The organism is Pseudotenacibaculum haliotis (assembly GCF_042684245.1).
Classification (GTDB): Bacteria; Bacteroidota; Bacteroidia; order Flavobacteriales; family Flavobacteriaceae; genus Polaribacter; species Polaribacter haliotis_A.
This window is the reverse complement of the sequence record NZ_JBHULH010000001.1, coordinates 1,067,911-1,082,531: the sequence shown is the minus strand read 5'-3', so window position 1 is coordinate 1,082,531 and position 14,621 is coordinate 1,067,911. Positions and strand designations below refer to the sequence as shown.

The 14,621-nt window shown below is 35.5% G+C and carries 15 protein-coding genes; 8 read left to right on the top strand and 7 right to left on the bottom strand.

Going from position 1 to position 14,621, the window contains the following annotated elements; translation table 11 throughout:
* Positions 1 to 63 precede the first annotated feature (63 nt).
* The 6 genes from ACFSRZ_RS05115 to ACFSRZ_RS05090 all read right to left on the bottom strand — a co-directional run bounded on the left by ACFSRZ_RS05115 (position 64) and on the right by ACFSRZ_RS05090 (position 5,508).
* The gene (locus ACFSRZ_RS05115; RefSeq protein WP_379665445.1) at positions 64 to 1,191 is read right to left on the bottom strand and encodes a transglutaminase domain-containing protein; all 1,128 of its coding nucleotides are present in this window, start codon (positions 1,189 to 1,191) and stop codon (positions 64 to 66) included.
* An 80-nt stretch (positions 1,192 to 1,271) separates the two neighbouring features.
* Positions 1,272 to 2,480 (bottom strand): redoxin domain-containing protein, encoded by a 1,209-nt coding sequence (locus tag ACFSRZ_RS05110; protein ID WP_379665444.1) that lies wholly within the window; start codon positions 2,478 to 2,480, stop codon positions 1,272 to 1,274.
* Between the two features lie 20 nt (positions 2,481 to 2,500).
* The gene (locus ACFSRZ_RS05105; RefSeq protein WP_379665443.1) at positions 2,501 to 3,223 is read right to left on the bottom strand and encodes a DUF4097 family beta strand repeat-containing protein; all 723 of its coding nucleotides are present in this window, start codon (positions 3,221 to 3,223) and stop codon (positions 2,501 to 2,503) included.
* Between the two features lie 107 nt (positions 3,224 to 3,330).
* On the bottom strand, positions 3,331 to 4,137 hold the full coding sequence (locus tag ACFSRZ_RS05100; RefSeq protein ID WP_379665442.1) for a DUF4097 family beta strand repeat-containing protein: 807 nt from the start codon (positions 4,135 to 4,137) through the stop codon (positions 3,331 to 3,333).
* A 21-nt stretch (positions 4,138 to 4,158) separates the two neighbouring features.
* Positions 4,159 to 4,917 carry a HEAT repeat domain-containing protein gene (locus tag ACFSRZ_RS05095; RefSeq protein WP_379665441.1) on the bottom strand — a complete coding sequence of 253 codons (759 nt, stop codon included), beginning with the start codon at positions 4,915 to 4,917 and terminating at the stop codon, positions 4,159 to 4,161.
* 57 nt (positions 4,918 to 4,974) lie between these two features.
* A complete protein-coding gene (locus tag ACFSRZ_RS05090) occupies positions 4,975 to 5,508 on the bottom strand; it encodes an RNA polymerase sigma factor (protein ID WP_379665440.1) in 534 nt (177 codons plus the stop codon).
* 232 nt (positions 5,509 to 5,740) lie between these two features.
* Here ACFSRZ_RS05090 and ACFSRZ_RS05085 point away from each other — a divergent pair, with 232 nt between their 5' ends.
* From ACFSRZ_RS05085 to ACFSRZ_RS05060, 6 genes are all read left to right on the top strand, one after another.
* Positions 5,741 to 6,784 carry a DNA cytosine methyltransferase gene (locus ACFSRZ_RS05085; protein ID WP_379665439.1) on the top strand — a complete coding sequence of 348 codons (1,044 nt, stop codon included), beginning with the start codon at positions 5,741 to 5,743 and terminating at the stop codon, positions 6,782 to 6,784.
* A 3-nt stretch (positions 6,785 to 6,787) separates the two neighbouring features.
* The gene (locus ACFSRZ_RS05080; protein ID WP_379665438.1) at positions 6,788 to 7,750 is read left to right on the top strand and encodes a HaeIII family restriction endonuclease; all 963 of its coding nucleotides are present in this window, start codon (positions 6,788 to 6,790) and stop codon (positions 7,748 to 7,750) included.
* A gap of 152 nt (positions 7,751 to 7,902) precedes the next feature.
* Positions 7,903 to 8,601, top strand: a complete 699-nt coding sequence (locus ACFSRZ_RS05075) for a hypothetical protein (protein ID WP_379665437.1) — start codon at positions 7,903 to 7,905, stop codon at positions 8,599 to 8,601.
* A 17-nt stretch (positions 8,602 to 8,618) separates the two neighbouring features.
* On the top strand, positions 8,619 to 9,302 hold the full coding sequence (locus ACFSRZ_RS05070) for a hypothetical protein (protein ID WP_379665436.1): 684 nt from the start codon (positions 8,619 to 8,621) through the stop codon (positions 9,300 to 9,302).
* Positions 9,303 to 9,315: 13 nt separating this feature from the next.
* Positions 9,316 to 9,702 carry a hypothetical protein gene (locus ACFSRZ_RS05065; protein ID WP_379665435.1) on the top strand — a complete coding sequence of 129 codons (387 nt, stop codon included), beginning with the start codon at positions 9,316 to 9,318 and terminating at the stop codon, positions 9,700 to 9,702.
* 66 nt (positions 9,703 to 9,768) lie between these two features.
* The gene (locus ACFSRZ_RS05060; RefSeq protein ID WP_379665434.1) at positions 9,769 to 10,710 is read left to right on the top strand and encodes a hypothetical protein; all 942 of its coding nucleotides are present in this window, start codon (positions 9,769 to 9,771) and stop codon (positions 10,708 to 10,710) included.
* A 37-nt stretch (positions 10,711 to 10,747) separates the two neighbouring features.
* Here ACFSRZ_RS05060 and ACFSRZ_RS05055 read toward each other — a convergent pair whose 3' ends face one another.
* Positions 10,748 to 11,893 (bottom strand): DNA polymerase III subunit, encoded by a 1,146-nt coding sequence (locus tag ACFSRZ_RS05055; protein ID WP_379665433.1) that lies wholly within the window; start codon positions 11,891 to 11,893, stop codon positions 10,748 to 10,750.
* Between the two features lie 272 nt (positions 11,894 to 12,165).
* Here ACFSRZ_RS05055 and ACFSRZ_RS05050 point away from each other — a divergent pair, with 272 nt between their 5' ends.
* Positions 12,166 to 13,353: a phosphoglycerate kinase gene (locus ACFSRZ_RS05050; RefSeq protein ID WP_379665432.1), complete on the top strand. Its 1,188-nt coding sequence runs from the start codon at positions 12,166 to 12,168 to the stop codon at positions 13,351 to 13,353.
* 86 nt (positions 13,354 to 13,439) lie between these two features.
* A complete protein-coding gene (locus tag ACFSRZ_RS05045; RefSeq protein ID WP_379665431.1) occupies positions 13,440 to 14,480 on the top strand; it encodes an aldo/keto reductase in 1,041 nt (346 codons plus the stop codon).
* The last annotated feature ends 141 nt before the right edge of the window (positions 14,481 to 14,621 follow it).

Genomic DNA, 14,621 nt, shown 5'->3' with positions numbered 1-14,621 from the left:
AAAACGCCCCGATAACCCAAATGAAAAGAAGTTGTCGAGGCGCAAAAAAGTTTTAGAAATACATTAAGGCTTTGCGTAGAAGTCTGCTAGAGAGTTGGTATAAATACAATAGTCTATTGTACTATTCCAGAAATCAATTTTTGTTGGGTTGTTAGCTCCCATAGGAACCAACATCAAACTTCCTTTTCCGTCTATATAATGTCTTTTGGTCTTTGTTCCAATTCTGTTTCTGTGATCTAAACTTGTGTCAAAATAATACAAGTAATCATAAACAAAACTTACGTATTCTCTTTTAGGAACAGCCTTTCCTTTGCTATGCAACTCTACCTTGTCGTACTCAGAAGTTAAGGCTTGTTGAAACTCAACAGCGTTTAAAGGAACACTATTTAAAACAGGCATTACATTGAATTGCCCATCAATAAAGATCCATTTTTGATATTGTTCAGAATATACTTCTGTAGCCACATGCCCTGGAGAAGATCTACGAGTTTCTACATCTTTGGTTTTTAGATATACGGTACGTGATTTAAATCCGGCATTTTCCAATTGAGATTTTAAAACAATAGCATACGCAAAACATGGAAAACGACTTCCGGCTTTTACTTCATCCAAAATAGTGATCGCATCAGATTTGCTAGGCGATTGATTTCCGTCATGTTCCCACTGACTTCTTGTCCAATTAAGGATACTTAATATTTTTTCAAGATCTGTGTTATACCCGCTCACATAAGAAGTAATAGGATATTTTTGATCTAACTCTTTTAAAAAAGGAGCGTTTCTATCCTTGTCATATTGAATGTGAACTGACTCGTTCTTTGTGTCTTTGGCATGGCTAATTGTTTCTTTAGCCATTGGAATTCCTGTAATGATCGTATGTGCATATACAGAATCTTTTAAGTGTACATAGAAGTCATAAGACTTTCCTTCTTCTACATCAAAAGCAATGCTGTCTTTATCGGTTTTGAAAACAAATTTTTCAGGATTGTTGATGCATTGAATTTTTAAAGTATCGTGAGCTACTTGCGGAGCAATAGACCACCAACCTACATGCCATTGTGTGTCTATCTTGTATTCTGTTTGTACAGAAGAAGCTTGTATTACAGGATGACCGTTATGAGTGTTTGACTTTGTACAGCTTGCCAATAGCATTATTGATAAGCAAAAAAGAAAAAAGTGAGAAATTGATTTCATAAAAAGTTTTTTTAGTTCTATGTACATAGACTACAGGAAGAAAAAGAAGGTTTCTTCCTGTAGTGGGATTTTTTGCAATATTACACTTTCTTCTTATAAATTTCCATCACTTTAATTGGAAGCTTTCTACTTGATTTTTTTAGTTTCAATCCGTATTTGGCCAATTCTCTATGAATTGTTTTAGGATCTTCCGCTTGCCAATTCAATTCAATATCATACAGTCCTTCCAGTCCTGTTTGATCAGTTACGGGAATTGCGGTAAAGTTTTCTATATACTCCACCAGTCGACGAATCTTAATCTTCTTGGCCTTAAAGATGGGACCCATAAAGGAAAACTCAGAAGTTTCAGAGGTAGACTCTTCAATAATGTTCTCTGTTTTTTTCAAGATATAACAGTCCATATCCTCCGTGCTCATTCTCGCATTAATGTCTAGGTAATCATTCAGAAAATCAGCACCAATTTTTCCCCATTGATCTCTGTAGTTTTCAGAAGTTTCCACTGTCATATTGTACATATGTTCTTTTTCATAAGGGAAGTCGTCTTTACTAAGACTATCGCGATATACAACTCTGCTAGGGCTACTTACATCTAGCAAGTTCATAAACATTCCGGGAATGTTGGTGTTGTACATTTCAATCCCCTTTTGATTTCCTTCATCGTCTTGTAATCGCTTGCTTCCTCCTCTGTTTTCTTGATTGTAGTTTTTCAAAACAATTCGGTAATCTGAGTGATTAACAGTTTTCAAAGTTTCTACTTTCAAGGTTGGATCTACATAAAAATCATCTTTCACTTCCAAAGCAATCTCTTTATCAGCAAGCAGATCGCTAATTACTTCTTCTGTAATATTTTCAGGGCTAGTAATGGCTCTGACTACTCCGTTTTTGTCGATCAAGACCGAATGAGGAATTGTTTTATAAGGAAATATCTTCGCATGTCCGGTATCAGAAACCACCATTAAAGAAGTTTGAGTGGTTTTAATAAATCGTTCTAAACGCTTATTGTCTTCTTGAGAGATTGTAATAACTTCGAGGTCATCTCCAAACTTCTGTTGTAATTTGTTCAGCTTTTTCATGGCTGGAATGCATGGGCCACACCAAGTAGCCCAAAACTCCAAGACAACAGCTTTTCCCTTTAGATTTTTGAGGGAAATTTGATCACTCTCACTGTTTAAAATGTTATTAAATGTATAATTTGGAACTGGTTTTCCCAGTTCTACAACTGCAATGCTTTCTTTTTGGCAAGCTAGTATCACAGTTGCAAAGCTTAGTAGGATTAAAATCTTTTTCACGAGTTTGGTTGTAATAATTCTTAGCTTTTTCTTAAAAAGATGTCACCGCTAATGGTGCTTAACTTTAATGAAGCTGTTCCTTTGTTGATGGTTGCTTTGATGCGTTGACTGTAATTGTTTTTTCTGTTCTTGCTAAAGTCTATATCTAGATCAGAATAGATTCCTCCTGATAAAGTTTTTGCTTCAAACGTAGCATCGGAAACATAAATATCGATATCGCCGCTAATGGTTTTTAAATACATTTCTTTTGAATGTTTCTTGATATCAATATCTCCGCTGATCAAGTCCAGTTCTAAGTATCCGGCATAAGCATCAGCTTCTACACTTCCTGAAATACTTTTCACCTTCAGGCTCATACTCTTTGGTACATAGATCACGTATTTGATATCTAATTCATTGTTGCAACGACAAGGTTTATCATCATCGTTACGACTGTTGTAATAGAAGTTGTTTCCATACTTTTTAAAGAAGTCGCCGTAATCAGATTTTACGGTTAATGTAGACCCTACTTTATCAGTTTCTAGGCTGAAATAATCGTTGTGTTCGTTATTATTGATATTTACAGTAGCTTCTACAGAGATTTCATTTTTGTTCCATTGCTTGATTTGAATATCATCGGCAAATTTTACATGAACAAAGACATCGTCAATTCCTGAACTGCGCTCGTTGGCAGTTACTTTTTTTTGTGCAGATAGGTTGCTAATAGTCAATAGCAGTCCTATGAAGAAGACAATTCTTTTCATTATGATAGGATTTAAAATTCGGATTTTACTTGTGTAATGTTGGGTTGAAAAGCCACCGTTCTTAGGAACGGCGTACTTTTATAGTTCAACCTCTACATCGTGATCGATTAATTTTTTCGTAGGTAGATATTTCCCATTGAAGACTTCAGCTTGATCTTAACACCACCACCGTTTAACGCCTTTTCAATGTTCTTCAATCCACTTCTGTTTGGTAATCCTTTCTTAGGAGGAGCTTTAAAGTCGAAGTTTGTATATACAGTACCGTTGGTTCTGATGTTTAAGTTTGCTTTTGTACTAGCTGGTAATGCTACATCAATTTCACCTACAGAACTTGAGATTGTAATTGGAGCAGATTGATTTACTTTGGTAAATACTACACTAATAGTTCCTGTGCTTGTATGTGCTGTAATAGGACCCGTTACATTTTTCAAAGTAATTTCACCTACGTTGGCATCGGCTTCTACTTCAGAAGAAAATCCGTCAACTACAATTCCACCTAAGTTTCCACTATCAACATCAATGTTCATGGTTTTAGGCAAGGTAACTTTGATGTCTTCTCTTTGAAAGTGCGATTTTAGATCTTTTACAACCAATACACCGTTTTCTGTTGTTATTGAGAATCCAAATCCGTCAGTATTATCTTCACCTCCCGGATAGATGGCGCGCAATCCGTCTTTACGACTTTTCTTCTTTTTACTGTCTTCATTACGGAGAGGAAAACGATCTCTATGACGATCCCCACTATCTTCGTGTATTTCTTCTATGATCAATTGATTGGTAGTTCCTGCTACCACAGTGATGTCGGCACCACTTTCAATTCGTACTTTTTTAACTCCCTGTAGGGATTTTTTGTAGCTCTTTTGTGCAAATGCTACACTAGAGCATAAGAATAAGAATAAAATAAGCTTTTTCATGATTGTTATAAGTTTTGAGTGCTAGGATACACTAGCCATATTAATTTGTATTTCTTTTTTTACGTATTCGGGAACGTCTTCGTTTTCTAGCAAACGCTTCATTGGAGGGAGCGCTCGTTTCTCCTGAATTTTTGCTAAGGTTTGAATGAGTTCTATTTGGATCGCCGGGTCCTGATCGGATTCCAACGATTTTATCATAGCTTGTTTTACCATTTCTAAGGATGAGAATTTGGCCAGGGCTTCTACTGCAGCTAGTCGCACACTTGCTTTTTCATCGTATAACAAACGGTCAATCAAGGCTTGTATGATTTTTGAGTCTGTGGTGTTGATCTCTTCAAAGCGGTTCATGGCTGCGATACGCTGACTTGCACTATCGTCTTCCATCTTTGCTAAGATGCTAGCCACTTCCGGATTGATGCTTGGTTTTGTTTCTCCATCAGAATATTTTCCAATTAAAAAGGCACTCACAACAATTAGGATACTGGCAGCCACTCGGATATAAGATTTCCAAGAAGTTCTTTCCTGTAAAGAGATCACTTTGGTTTCTTGTTTTGCCTTTTCTTCTTCCAACATCTGCTCGAAATTCATGCGAAGTGAGGCACTTGGTTGTTCTAATTCATCTTCAGATAGACCAAAGAACAAAGCTTTCATCTCTTCCATCTCCTGATTGCAATCTTGGCAACCATCTATATGTTCTTGAATCTGTTTCATTTCTTGTTCATTTAAGGCTTCATCTAAAAAATCTGCCATTTGGTCTTGTATGTTTTCGCACTGCTTCATGAGTGTTGAATTTTTAATTTTGAGTGTTTATTCTCTTTGCTTCTTTCTACTTACTTCTTATATCGTTTGAAAATAAACGTCTTTTAATTTTTTGAGTGCTCTGTGCACTTTTACTTTTACGGCTCCTTCAGAGCTTCCTACGATCTCGGCGATCTGTTCGTATTTGATCTCCTGAAACCTATGCATTACAATTAATTCTCTGTCGCTAGGGTTTAGCTTGAGCAAAGCTCGTTGCAAATGACTCAGCTCCTCTTCATTGCTATCCGAAGCATGCACTTCTCCTGAATCTACAAGGTCATCGTTAATGAGATGACTTCTTTCTTTTTTCTGCTTCTGGTAATAGGTCGAAAATATATTTCGAGCTATGGTAAAGATCCAGGAAGCAAAATTCCCTTGTTTGTAAGAACTTCTGTATCTGATTACCTTGGCAAACACATCTTGTGTGAGGTCTTCACTAACGGCTTGGTTGCGTACCATTTTTTGAAAGAAATTATAAATTCTTACATGGTATCGGTCAAACAGATGCCTTAACTGATCTAGATCTCCTCTAGATACTTCTAACATAATTTGTTCGTCTGTTAATGAACTCAACGGTGTTTGTTTTTGGTTGGTTTCTATCTTGTAAACCTATGATTTTTGAAAAGGTTACAGTAAGGTAGAAAATAATTCAAAAAATGTTTAAAAATAGGTGGACAATTTTAAGATTGTTAGAGATAAAATATAGAAAGACTTACTATCTTGCGTAAAGCAAATTGTTATAGACAATTTTTTAAAGCTGCAAATTAGAAAGCAGATTATATAAGAACCTTAAAAGTAAAGCAGTATGAATGTAGTATCATTTTTTGCGGGAGCAGGAGGACTTGATCTTGGGTTTGAACAGGCAGGATTTAATATCATTTGGGCGAATGAGTATGATAAAGAAATTTGGGAGACATATGAAAGAAATCATAATGATACGATTTTAGATAAGAGAAGTATTATTGATATTAAAGAAGAAGAAGTCCCTCAATGTGATGGAATAATTGGAGGACCTCCTTGTCAAAGTTGGAGTGAAGCTGGAGCGTTGAGAGGTATTAATGATAAAAGAGGGCAGCTTTTTTTTGATTTTATAAGGATTTTACAAGCGAAACAACCTAAATTCTTTTTAGCAGAAAATGTTAGTGGTATGCTTGCATCTAGACATAGTAGAGCTTTGCAAAATATTAAAGAGATGTTTAAGGAAGCTGGATATAAATTATCTTTTAAACTATTAAATGCATCATATTTTGGTGTTCCTCAAGATAGAAAGAGAGTTTTTTTTGTTGGAATTCGAGAAGATCTTAATTTTGAATTCCAATTTCCTCAACCTTTAAAAGATAAAATAACTTTAAAGCAAGCAATAGGAGACTTAAAAGATTTAGCAGTTCCTGCTAATGAGGGAAATAAGACAAATGAGAAAAATTGTAAGATTCCAAATCATGAATATATGATTGGTGGTTTTTCATCAATGTTTATGTCTAGAAATAGAGTACGTAGCTGGGATGAGCAATCTTTTACTATTCAAGCAGGAGGGAGGCATGCCCCTCTCCATCCCCAAGCGCCAAAAATGAAGTTCGTTGAACAAAATGTACGTGTGTTTGTTCCTGGTAAAGAAAATTTATATCGTAGATTGAGTGTTAGAGAATGTGCAAGAATTCAAACTTTCCCTAACGACTTCATTTTTTATTACAATAACGTTTCAGCTGGATACAAAATGATTGGAAATGCTGTTCCTGTTAATCTTGCTAAGCATATAGCTATAAGTATTAAGGCCCAAGTTGAGAATGCTGAAAAAAGATTAAATAAACCTACTATAAAAAGATTGGAATTAGAAAATACAGCTTCATAATTTATGGCGAGTCAAGTAAAAAATGGAAAAGCATTTGAGTATGCTTTAATTTTCGAGCTTTTTGAACGCTTAAAAGTATTAACTAAAGTTTCGATTAAACAAAGTGAATCATATAAAACAGCAAAAGGGTTTTTCTATAATTTTAATGAAGAACAACAAGACTCTTTTAGAATGGCAGCTAGTACTTCAATTAATTTTTTATTAGATGTTGAACCAAGGCTTTCAAAAAATCTTGATAATGAAGATATCTTAGTTTTAGAAATAGTGAATGATCAAATAGGACAAACAGGAGATGTAAGAGATGTTTTAATGATTCGTTCAAAACAAAAATGGGAAATTGGAATTTCAGCAAAAAATAATCACAGAGCAGTTAAACACTCAAGACTATCTCATAAAATAAATTTTGGAGAAAAATGGTTAGGTATTACATGTTCGAAGGCTTATTTTGATGATGTGACGCCTGTATTTGATATGCTTTCGACTTTAAAAGCAAAAGATAGATTGACTAAATGGACTTCTATTGATAATATGCATGAAGTAGTTTATGTGCCAATATTAAATGCTTTTAGAAAAGAACTTCTTCGTTTAGATAAAGAAAACCCTAGTATCGTGGCAAGGAATCTAGTGCAGTATTTGATAGGAAATAAAGACTTCTATAAAGTTATTAAAGGAGATAATAAAGTTGAAATCCAAGCTTATAATATTCATGGAACTCTTAATTTACCTTTTAAAGGGATTAAACCAAAAGCTAAAATTTCAAAATTAAAATTACCAACTAGATTAATTGAGGTTGTTTATCAAGAAAACTCTAAAACGACATTGTTAGTGTCTTTAAATGAAGGTTGGCAAATTTCTTTTAGAATTCATAATGCCAGTTCTAGAGTAGAGCCATCTTTGAAATTTGATATCAACCTAGTTAGTGCACCACATACCTTATTTGCAAATCATATTTTTATAAGTAGATAATACTAAAAAAAATTTAAGGTTAAACTCCACTCGCACAGACCAACCTGTCCTTAAGGAAGGTTTATACCCCTTCTCCAGAAAACCAAATAAATTCGTATTTTTAGTCAGGTCAAAGAACATATTGACTCAAATAAAAAATGCATATAAAGTTGATGAAAAAGCTAACTTCTCTACTAATACTAGTTGTACTTCTTAGTTCCTTTGTGGAAAAAAAAGATACCTATATATGGTTTCCCAGAGAAATTAGGGTTCTAAAAAATTGTGATCAAAACAATACAACTGTTGAATTTACTATAGAGACAGACTCTAGAAAAAAGATAGAAGTTCATTCTTTCAATTTTGGAGATAGTGATTTTGTGTTCACAGTAAACGGAAAAAAACTAGATCCTACAAGGCCTCTTTATTTGAATAAGAGAAAACCATTACAATGTAAACTAACATTTAAACGAAACCTTGATAAGAATCAAAGTGAATTTACTTTTCAAACCCGTCATAAAGAGTTCTTGAAAAATAAGATCAAGATCAACTATGGAATGTATTCTATAACTCATGAGCCTATTAAAGAGGGAAGAGAGGTCATTGTGAATTTTTCTCAAAGTTGTAATGATAGCATACGAGTGTACTTCCCGTACGGAGGAACCGTTTCTTCTGTATCATTGAAAAAAGATAAAGATTCAACATCAATCAAACCTCCATTAAGAACTATTTCTTATATGATTGGATTTAGAGAGAATTATGAAAAAGAAGAAGAGAAGAATTACTTCACATTTTCCAGATCAGATATAGGAAAGTATTATGTAAACTTTAGTTCATGTCATTGGGGAAATAATTTTTGGTTGACAATAAAGTAGAGAGCAAATTCAGAAAAATGTTCCCAGACAAACACATCGTTATTAGAAACCTATCCAACCCTTTAGAGGTATTCAAAAGGCTGGGTGATGAGTTTTATAATATTATGTATCCGGCTCAAATCTATTATGGAAACTTGGTTATGTTACTGGATGTCAATATCGATCCGTATAAAGAGAAGGATCTGATTTGGTTAAAGGAGTTGTTGGGTGATGCACTCTCAGAAATTGGTGAGACGGCATATTCTGTAGAAGCCTTTGACATAGAAAAACTCAAATATGGAGAGGTAACTCATAAAGAAATAAGAACAGAGTTTGAAGAATTTGTGGGTACAGAAAAGTATAGACATTTTGTATTGACTCTGTATGAAGCATTTCCGCTTAGAGATCAATTGTTTTTTTGGCAGGAAGAACTACTCGAAGAATTTTCAACACATTTTAAAAGGCATGTGATTCAGCATAGTGAAGTGCATAAGATATTCAATCACTGCCCGGTTCATAAAGTTCAATTGAAGAGTGACACTGTAGCTATTGTTGATGGAAGTAAAGCTTCACATCGTATACCTTATTCATTACAAGAAGAGTTTTTCCCATTGGCCAATGTAGATGCACCTAGAAATTTAGAAATGTTTGAGTATCCTGAAGACATTGATGTTTTGTATTGTGAGCAATGTAGAAAAACACGTAAAGAGATGTCTAGATAAAAACAAAGATAAAATGAAACTAATTGAATTAGAAGTACCAGTTCCTATAGACCCTGGAGCTACTATGCCGGAAATCTTTGCAGATGAACACAATCTTAAAGTAACTTTCTATCTTTTGTACTCGAATAAAAGAGGCGTGTTGAACTTTAGTTCAGTATTGCAATTTACTTTTGGATATCCGAACGAAGAAGCTATTTCCGGACATCGATATGCAAAGTTAGGTTTAATGCCATTTGACTTTGTAGAAGTAGAGAATTCAGAGGTTATAGAAAATATTATAAACTCAAATAAAGTTCACCCATACCACAAGGACACATATTTTGATGGATATCGACATTTTGTATTTCCTTTTCATGATACTACTTTAGAGGTAGTAGCAAAATCATATGAGTTTGAGTAACTCCCTCGCACTGACTTGCCATCCGTTCAGTTCAGCAAATTTTAATACTTTAGTAGAAAACGTGCTATGCTCAATACAGAACAACTCATCAAACAAATTATTCCTGAGCCCAAAAGATCAGACCTAAAAGATCGTGAGTGGTTTAGCAATGATGAAATTCTTACCAAACTGAATGAAGAAGAACGAAGAGCAGTTGAAGAGAAACTTATTGAGATGTTGGGGAGTGATGATGACTCTCTGATTCCTGAAACACTTGTCAAGATGAAATCGTTGAATGCCGTTCCTGCAATGTTGAAAAAATTGGCATCAAAGAGTGATTCTTTCGAAAGAATACAATGGGCTACTTTTATCAATGAGATAAAAAATGGCGATGATGAAATGGAAAAAGTCGCTTTCGAAGCCTTTGAAAAATTAGAGTTCATTTATGAAGTTCATGGAGATGTATTTTATAATCTGATCAAGTTCAATAGCCCAAGAATTGATGAGTTGATAGAGACTTATACCAATCACAAGGATTTTTTAGTGGCATATCATGCCAAAGAAGTTTTAAGCTTCAATAAATCCGGAATTCACATACATAACGAAGAATTAGAGTTTATAGCATTTCCTAAGAAGCAGCTAGGTATCGCTTTGTGGTGTAAATCTTTTAAAGTCAAATTGAGCGATGTGCAATTGATTGCAATAAGCCCTAGGTTGGTCTTAGATGATGAATCTCTGTTTATCCTAATTGTAGATAAAACAGGAGCAGTTTTTCCAATTCCATATAGTGTTTTGAATATACAAGGATTTCGTGATCTTGAAAACTACTTTCAGTTAAAACCAATTGGCGGTGAGTGGGAGAAGTTTGAGTATGAAGATCATTATGGAAAATGTGATAAGATCATTTACCCTCAAAAGCATTATTGGAAAGACCTGTACAAAAATGATTGGAAATTAAAGGTCAGACAGTTGTATAGCTGGTTCAATCCGAAATCCTTTTTCGGAAATATAAACGAAGAGAATAGATAAGTACTATCCAATTTCCTTACAGGATTTTAAAGAGGCGTTAAACCGTCTCCTCCTTTTTATGCAAGAAACGTGTTAGTTTCATCGAAAGATCCAATAAAATGATCTTCGCATTTCCGTTACGTTCTATATGATACAAAGCATCATTCAGTTCCTTATTGATATCCTGAATGTTTCCACTATGTACATACGGAGCAAAGTTCTTAAGGTCGAACTTAGGAGTTTGAGTTTCTAAGAACACCAGATTAGGTGACTGGTAATTCAGTAACAAAGCCTGTCTGAAGAACTGCAAACAATAAGCTAAAAATCGTTTTTGAGTTTCACGTCCCGATTTGGCGATCTCATCACTCCACGCTACCAGATCCTGAATCACAGCTGCATTTCCTTTCGCTTTGAACGCTGCGCGTATCCAATTAATAAACCACTGCTCAAATTGTAGGTCGCTAGAGTCTTGGTGTAGCAAATGAACCGCCTTGTTGTAATTTCCTTCTGCCTGATGAGCAATTTTAGCCGCTTCGTTTTCAGATGTATTTTCTCTCGCTACCAAAGCTGCAGCAATATCTTGCTCGCTCAACCCTTGGAAATGTAGCGCCTGACAACGCGATTTAATGGTGTTGATGATCTGATCTTCGTTTTCGGTGATCAATAAAAAGATAGTCTTTGCCGGAGGCTCTTCAATCAATTTCAGTAGCTTGTTAGCCGCAGCAATATTCATCTTTTCCGCCATCCAAATGATCATTACTTTAAAACCTCCTTCAAAAGATTTTAATTGAAGCTTCTTTACAATATCTTGAGCTTCATCAACCCCAATCAATCCCTGTTTGTTTTCTACGCCAATAAACTGCAACCAGTTAAATAAGCTTCCATAAGGTTGCGTACTTGTAAACTCACGCCAATCCTCTAAAAATAGATCACTTACAGGATGTTTTTTTACCGAATCATTGGTAGTTACAGGAAACGCAAAATGCAAATCAGGATGCTGTAGTTTTTCCGCTTTTAAGCGAGCTGCTTCCGGATTGCTAGACGATTGAGTCAATAACAATTGAGCATAGGCAATGGCCATCGGAAGCGTTCCGCTTCCTTCTTTACCCACAAACAACTGGGCATGCGGAATGCGCCCATTTTCTGCAGAAGTTTGCAAATGCGTTTTGATGTGTTCTTGCCCAATAACCTTGTCGAAACTCATGCAACAAAAGTAGAATTAAGAATTTAGAATTGCGAATTATGAATGATAAATTTTGGCACCTGTCATCGCGATCACGCCTTGGCGTGAGAAGCGATCTCATAAAATGAGAACTAATAGTAAAGAAAGATTGCGTCACCTCACTTCGTTCAGTTCGTAATGACTAGAAGGAAGATTCTCACTCATTTTTCACGAAAACGTTCCCTCAATTTTTTTCTCGTTTTTCACTTCTTAAAGCGTTGCTAAATAGTTATTTTTGCTCAAAATAACCTTACATGAAAACCATTCACGATTTTAATTTCGAAAATAAAAAAGCACTGATCCGTGTCGATTTTAATGTGCCTTTAAATGATGCATTTGAAGTAACAGATACCACGCGTATTGAAGCTGCAAAATCTACCATTATCAAAATTTTGGAAGACGGTGGGTCAGCTGTATTAATGTCGCACTTAGGTCGCCCAAAAGGAGTAGAAGACAAGTATTCATTGTCGCATATTGTAGAGAAAGTGTCTGAGGTAATCGGAGTACAAGTAAAATTTGTGAATGATTGTATAGGAGACAAAGTAGCCGAAGCTGTTGCCAATTTAGAAAACGGAGAGATCTTGTTGTTAGAAAACCTTCGTTTTTATGGCGAAGAAAAAGCAGGAGACGAAGACTTTGCCAAGCAATTAGCACAATGGGGAGATGTGTATGTAAACGATGCTTTTGGAACTGCTCACAGAGCACACGCTTCAACAACAATCGTAGCACAATTCTTTCCAGAACACAAATGCTTTGGAAATTTATTAGCCACAGAGATCGAGAGTATAGATAAGGTATTAAACAATAGTGAAAAACCTGTATTGGCTGTTTTAGGAGGAGCAAAAGTATCCTCTAAGATCACGGTAATCGAAAATATTTTAGACAAAGTAGATCATTTGATCGTAGGAGGAGGAATGACATTTACCTTCATTAAAGCACAAGGAGGACAGATAGGAAATTCGTTGGTAGAAGACGATAAGCTAGAATTGGCCTTAGAGATCTTAGAAAAAGCAAAAGCACACAATGTAGAAGTGCACTTGCCGGTAGATGCTATTGCTGCCGATGCATTTAGCAATGATGCCAATACACAAACAGTTCCTGTAAATGAGATTCCGAACGGATGGATGGGATTAGACTCAGGAGAGAAATCGGCAGAGATTTTCGATAAAGTAGTCAACCAATGTAAAACCATCCTATGGAACGGGCCTTTGGGCGTATTTGAGATGGAAAATTTTGCCAAAGGAACGATAGCTTTAGGAAACTCTATCGACAAAGCTACTCAAAACGGAGCCTTTTCTTTAGTAGGTGGAGGTGATTCTGTAGCTGCTGTAAAGCAATTCGGATTTGCCAATAAAGTAAGCTATGTTTCTACCGGAGGAGGAGCCATGTTAGAAACACTGGAAGGAAAAACACTTCCGGGAATCAATGCGATACTTAATTAGATGAGTTTTTCAGGGTTTATAAGTTGAGGTATTTAAACTTATAAACAACCAATAAAAAACTCATAAACGTATAAACAAGCAAGAAGATGAAATACACAACACTACCCAATACCGATATCAAGGTTAGTAAGATCTGTTTAGGAACCATGACCTGGGGAAAACAGAACAATGAAGCTGATGGGCATGAGCAAATGGACTATGCTTTAGAGCAAGGAGTCAACTTTTTTGATACTGCCGAATTGTATGCAGTACCTGCTTCTGCTGAAACCTACGGAAAGACAGAAGAGATCATTGGAACCTGGTTTAAAAAGACCGGAAACAGAGACAAAGTAGTGTTGGCAAGTAAGATTGCCGGAGCCGGACCTTATACAGCACACATTCGTGAAAACGGATTTGCCAAAGCAGCCATTATAGAAGCTGTAGAAGGAAGTTTAAGACGCTTACAAACAGACTATATAGATCTATACCAATTGCACTGGCCGGAACGTGGAGTAAACTGTTTTGGAGTGCGCGATTATCCGTACGCAACATCCAGAAAAGAAGCAGAAAACCATTTAGAGATTCTAGAAACCTTAGGAGAATTGGTAAAACAAGGAAAGATCAAACACGTAGGATTATCTAACGAAACACCTTGGGGAACCCTACAATATTTGCAAACAGCCAAAGAACATAACCTACCAAGAATGGTAACCATTCAAAACTCCTACTCATTAATTCACAGAGGATACGAAGTAGGAATGTCTGAAGTATCTATGCGTGAGAATATCGGTTTATTAGCCTATTCGCCATTAGCACAAGGAGTCTTATCTGGAAAATACATGCACGGAAAAACTCCGGAAGGAGCAAGAGGAACCCTGTTTCCAAACTTTATTGCCAGATATAAAAATCCCGGATCAGAACAAGCTGTACAAAAATACTTAGAGATAGCACAAAGACACGGAATGAGCTTAACAGAACTATCCTTAGCCTTTATCAACCAATTGCCATTTGTAACCAGTAACATTATTGGAGCCACCAAAATGGATCAATTAAAAGAGAACATAGGGAGCATCAATATAGAATTGTCAGATCAGATCTTACGCGAGATAGAAGAAGTACATCAATTAATACCTAATCCTGCACCTTAATTAAAAATAAAGGTCTGGTAGACATCTGTTTTTAATTATAAGCTATAGTTAGAAAAGCCGTATTCAATACCATATATCAAAAAACCGTTCATAACCGAACGGTTTTTTTAGTAAATATATTTTCAAAGCGTAAATATATTT

Bases quoted from the DNA above. Each gene is read 5' to 3' on its own strand.
- ACFSRZ_RS05115 (WP_379665445.1), bottom strand. From the start codon at position 1,191: ATGAAATCAATTTCTCACTTTTTTCTTTTTTGCTTATCAATAATGCTA.
- ACFSRZ_RS05105 (WP_379665443.1), bottom strand. From the start codon at position 3,223: ATGAAAAGAATTGTCTTCTTCATAGGACTGCTATTGACTATTAGCAAC.
- ACFSRZ_RS05100 (WP_379665442.1), bottom strand. From the start codon at position 4,137: ATGAAAAAGCTTATTTTATTCTTATTCTTATGCTCTAGTGTAGCATTT.
- ACFSRZ_RS05095 (WP_379665441.1), bottom strand. From the start codon at position 4,917: ATGAAGCAGTGCGAAAACATACAAGACCAAATGGCAGATTTTTTAGAT.
- ACFSRZ_RS05085 (WP_379665439.1), top strand. From the start codon at position 5,741: ATGAATGTAGTATCATTTTTTGCGGGAGCAGGAGGACTTGATCTTGGG.
- ACFSRZ_RS05080 (WP_379665438.1), top strand. From the start codon at position 6,788: ATGGCGAGTCAAGTAAAAAATGGAAAAGCATTTGAGTATGCTTTAATT.
- ACFSRZ_RS05075 (WP_379665437.1), top strand. From the start codon at position 7,903: ATGAAAAAGCTAACTTCTCTACTAATACTAGTTGTACTTCTTAGTTCC.
- ACFSRZ_RS05070 (WP_379665436.1), top strand. From the start codon at position 8,619: ATGTTCCCAGACAAACACATCGTTATTAGAAACCTATCCAACCCTTTA.
- ACFSRZ_RS05065 (WP_379665435.1), top strand. From the start codon at position 9,316: ATGAAACTAATTGAATTAGAAGTACCAGTTCCTATAGACCCTGGAGCT.
- ACFSRZ_RS05060 (WP_379665434.1), top strand. From the start codon at position 9,769: ATGCTCAATACAGAACAACTCATCAAACAAATTATTCCTGAGCCCAAA.
- ACFSRZ_RS05055 (WP_379665433.1), bottom strand. From the start codon at position 11,893: ATGAGTTTCGACAAGGTTATTGGGCAAGAACACATCAAAACGCATTTG.
- ACFSRZ_RS05050 (WP_379665432.1), top strand. From the start codon at position 12,166: ATGAAAACCATTCACGATTTTAATTTCGAAAATAAAAAAGCACTGATC.
- ACFSRZ_RS05045 (WP_379665431.1), top strand. From the start codon at position 13,440: ATGAAATACACAACACTACCCAATACCGATATCAAGGTTAGTAAGATC.